Origin of the sequence: Mesorhizobium sp. M1A.F.Ca.IN.020.06.1.1, from assembly GCF_004023265.1 — a bacterium.
Taxonomy (GTDB): Bacteria; Pseudomonadota; Alphaproteobacteria; order Rhizobiales; family Rhizobiaceae; genus Mesorhizobium.
Genome location: NZ_RZSR01000667.1, coordinates 1 through 3422, shown reverse-complemented (window position 1 = coordinate 3422; position 3422 = coordinate 1). Strand labels below are relative to the sequence as shown.

Below are 3422 nucleotides of genomic sequence, written 5' to 3'. Positions count from 1 at the left end.
CAGGATCGGCGAGCCCCCTCGATCCCTATGTGCAGCGGGCGCTGCAGCTGCACCAGGCAGGACGCCGGCAGGAGGCGGAGTCGCTTTACCGGCAGGTGCTGGGGCAGCAGCCTAATCATGCCGCCGCGCTGCATTTCCTCGGGCTCCTCCTGCATCAGACAGGTCGTAGCGAGGAAGGGCTGGACCTCATCGAGCAGTCGGTCACGCTGCAGCCCCAAAATGCCGATTTCCTCAACAACATGGGCACGGTGATGCGCGACCTCGGCCGCGTTGCCGCCGCCGTCGATTTCTTCCGCGGCGCGGTGGACATCCGCCCGGACCAACTCGCGGCGCGCGACAATCTCGGCTCGTCGCTGAAGCAGCTCGGCCAGTTCGAGGGCGCTGAGGAGATCTATCGCGGCACGATCGGCCGCAACCCGTTCCATGTCCGCGCCCGCATCGGCCTTGCCGAAACGCTGCAGGAAGCCGGGCGGCTCGACGAGGCGATTGCGCTCTTCCGCGAGTCGCTGTCGATCCGGCCCAAGGATGCCGAGCTGCTCTACGGACTGGGCGTCGCCCTGATGGAGAAGGGCAAGCTCGCCGAGGCCGCCGATCTTGCCCGCCAGGCGGTGGCGATCGCTCCGGCGATGGCGAAAGCCTGGCTTCTGCTGACCCAGGTCAAGCGCCAGACAGAGCGCGACGCCGAGCTTGCCGGCATGGAGGCCGAGCACGCCAAGGCGCCGCAGGACAGCCTTGCGCGCATGCAGCTTTCCTTCGGCCTCGGCAAGGCCAATGACGATCTGAAGGATTATGGCCGCGCCTTCGACTATTTCGCCGAGGGCAATGCGATCCGCCGCAAGGGCATCGACTACGACCCGGTGAGAACGCGCGACGAGTTCGAAGCGATGAAGTCGGCCTTCGACAAGGCCTTCTTCGAAAAGCACAGGCCGAGCGACATTTCCGACGACACGCCGATCTTCGTCGTCGGCATGCCGCGTTCCGGCACGACGCTGGTCGAGCAGATCATCGCCAGCCATCCGCAGGTCTTTGGCGCGGGCGAGCTCAGCATCCTGAAGTCGGTCGTCGGCAAGCAGTTTCCGATGAGCATGCCGGGCGGTTTTCCCTCAGGGATAGCCGACATGCCGGACAAGGCCTTTGCCGAAGCCGGGCAGGCCTATATCGACATGCTGCATGCCCGGTATCCGGGCTTCCGCCATGTCACCGACAAGATGCCGGGCAACTTCCTGCTGGTCGGCTTCCTGCACATGATGCTGCCGAAGGCGAAGATCGTGCATTGCGCGCGCGACGCCGCGGCCACGTGCCTGTCGATCTTCAAAGTGCATTTCCGCGGCGACAGCCATCGTTACGGCTACGATCTCGGCGAGCTCGCCGATTTCCATAACCTCTACACCGATATCATGGCGCATTGGCACAAAGTTCTGCCCGGCGTCGTCCACGACGTCCGCTACGAGGATTTCGTCGCCGATCAGGAAGGCCAGACGCGGGCGCTGATGGCGCATCTCGGCCTGCCTTGGGACGACAAGGTGCTGGCGTTCCACGAGACCGACCGGCCGGTGCGCACGGCGTCGGCCGCGCAGGTGCGCCAGCCGATGTATCAGGGCTCGGTCGACCTGTGGAAGCGTTATGGGGAGCGGCTGAAGCCGCTGCTCGTCAAGCTCCAGAACGGATAGAGCCGGGTTGGACTGGTAGGCCGCTTGCTCTCAGCCATCGCAGGCCTGTGAGATTAGCCGCTGCCTCGCAACCTCGTCATTCCAGGGGGAAGCAGGAGCTCCGCTCCTGCTCCGCCCTGGATGAGGACCGAATCGGCTGTGCTCAAACCTCGATAAATGGCTGGAAGCCGCCGAAGATCATGCGCTTCCCGTCGAAGGGCATTGTCGACCAGTCCATCTTGAGACGTTCGTCGGCCATCACTTTCGCCATGACCGCGTCGCGGCTCTGCCTGGATTCGTAAACGACCCAGGCAAAGATGACGACTTCGTCGTCCTTCGCCTGCACGGCGCGCGGGAACGAGGTCAGTTCGCCATAGGGCACGTCGTCGCCGATGCATTCGACATAGGCGAGCGCGCCGTGCTCCTTCCAGACGGCGCCGGCATTCGCAGCCATTTTCTTGTAGTCATCAAGATTTGCCTTCGGCACGGCAAGCACGAAACCATCGACATAGGACATGGGTAAAACTCCTTCGCTGAAAACGAGCGCCGGGCCGGCGGGGATACGACCCGGCGCGGGTGAGCGCGTCAGCCCTGGGATTGGCGGCCGACGCTTGCTCGCTGGGAAACCTATTTTACCGGCGCGTTCATCGCCCAGGCGACGCCGAAGGGATCCTTCACCTGGCCCCAGCGGTCGCCCCAGAACATTACCTGGAGGGGCGTGACGACTTCGCAGCCGGCGTCTACCGCGCGCTTCCACCAGGCATCGACGTCGTCACTACCGAGATGGAGTTGGAGCGTATAACCCTGCGCCGCCTGATGCGGATGGCCGTGCTCGGGATAGGCGTCGCCCAGCATGAGCGTCGAGCCGTTGACATAGAGATGGATATGCATGGTGCGGCCCTTGTCGTCCGGCGGATAGGCAAAGACTTCCTCGGCCCCGAAAGCCTTCTTGTAGAACTCGGCCGCCTTGATGGCGCCGTCGACCTGCAGATAGGGGGTCAATCCGCCAAGAACTTTGGCGCGGGGCGGGTTCTGGTCGGTCATTTCACGTGTTCCTCTTCACGGGTTGATTGTGCGTTGCGATCAAAAGACGGACGAGGCGACAGCAATCCTACACGGGCAGCGGAATTTTTTTAGCGGGCCGGGCCCGGACCGGCCGCGCAGCCGGTGAAGCCGATGACCGTCGCATGAACCCGTTGGTCACTTTCAAATGACGTCGGTCGAGAAGGTAGCTGTGCAGCGGCCGTTTCGCGTGTCGAGAATTTCCGGAAAACCGATGTCCTTGCGCAGGTCGGCCGGCAGCGAAAGCAGAATGCGCTCGCTGCGGTAGCGGGCGCGCGCCGTCGCATATTGGCTGGCGATGCGGCTGATGGATGACAAGATGGACATGATAAACTCTCCCTGGTTGGTGCCGTCAGCACCGTGTCGGCATCCCAAGGGACGAGGAATGCTGCGGCAATCCGACAGGTCACCGGAATTTTTCATGCGCGCCCGGAAAGCCGGCCCGTATAGGCCGGCCCCCCGTATAGGCCGGCCTTGTCGTGGCTATCAGCGCTCCGTCGCGGCCACCGAGCGGAAGAACCCTTCCGGACTGTCGACTTCGGTCAGCCGCCGCTTCTCGATCAGCCAGAACCGGTTGCCGATCGCGCGGATGAAGGAGCGGTCGTGCGAGGCGAGCAGGCAGCTTGCCTGATGCTTCAGCAACTCGTCCTCCAGCGCTTCCTGGCCGTCAATGTCGAGGTGATTGGTCGGCTCGTCGAGGAGGTAGAAATT

General features: G+C 63.6%; 4 protein-coding genes and 1 pseudogene. 1 reads left to right on the top strand and 4 read right to left on the bottom strand.

Annotated elements, in window-relative coordinates; all coding sequences use genetic code 11:
- The first annotated feature begins 29 nt into the window (after positions 1-29).
- On the top strand, positions 30-1670 hold the full coding sequence (locus EOA60_RS24665; RefSeq protein ID WP_095823254.1) for a tetratricopeptide repeat-containing sulfotransferase family protein: 1641 nt from the start codon (positions 30-32) through the stop codon (positions 1668-1670).
- A gap of 142 nt (positions 1671-1812) precedes the next feature.
- Here EOA60_RS24665 and EOA60_RS24660 read toward each other — a convergent pair whose 3' ends face one another.
- The 4 genes and pseudogenes from EOA60_RS24660 to EOA60_RS24645 all read right to left on the bottom strand — a co-directional run.
- Positions 1813-2166 carry a DUF1428 family protein gene (locus tag EOA60_RS24660; RefSeq protein WP_067326604.1) on the bottom strand — a complete coding sequence of 118 codons (354 nt, stop codon included), beginning with the start codon at positions 2164-2166 and terminating at the stop codon, positions 1813-1815.
- A gap of 110 nt (positions 2167-2276) precedes the next feature.
- Complete coding sequence (locus tag EOA60_RS24655) at positions 2277-2693, bottom strand: glyoxalase/bleomycin resistance/extradiol dioxygenase family protein (protein WP_066994423.1); 417 nt, start codon at positions 2691-2693, stop codon at positions 2277-2279.
- A 162-nt stretch (positions 2694-2855) separates the two neighbouring features.
- Positions 2856-3038, bottom strand: a complete 183-nt coding sequence (locus tag EOA60_RS24650) for a hypothetical protein (RefSeq protein WP_067326607.1) — start codon at positions 3036-3038, stop codon at positions 2856-2858.
- A gap of 159 nt (positions 3039-3197) precedes the next feature.
- Positions 3198-3422 (bottom strand): annotated as a pseudogene (locus EOA60_RS24645) (ABC transporter ATP-binding protein); the annotation flags it as partial.

Bases quoted from the DNA above. Each gene is read 5' to 3' on its own strand.
- EOA60_RS24660 (WP_067326604.1), bottom strand. From the start codon at position 2,166: ATGTCCTATGTCGATGGTTTCGTGCTTGCCGTGCCGAAGGCAAATCTT.
- EOA60_RS24655 (WP_066994423.1), bottom strand. From the start codon at position 2,693: ATGACCGACCAGAACCCGCCCCGCGCCAAAGTTCTTGGCGGATTGACC.
- EOA60_RS24650 (WP_067326607.1), bottom strand. From the start codon at position 3,038: ATGTCCATCTTGTCATCCATCAGCCGCATCGCCAGCCAATATGCGACG.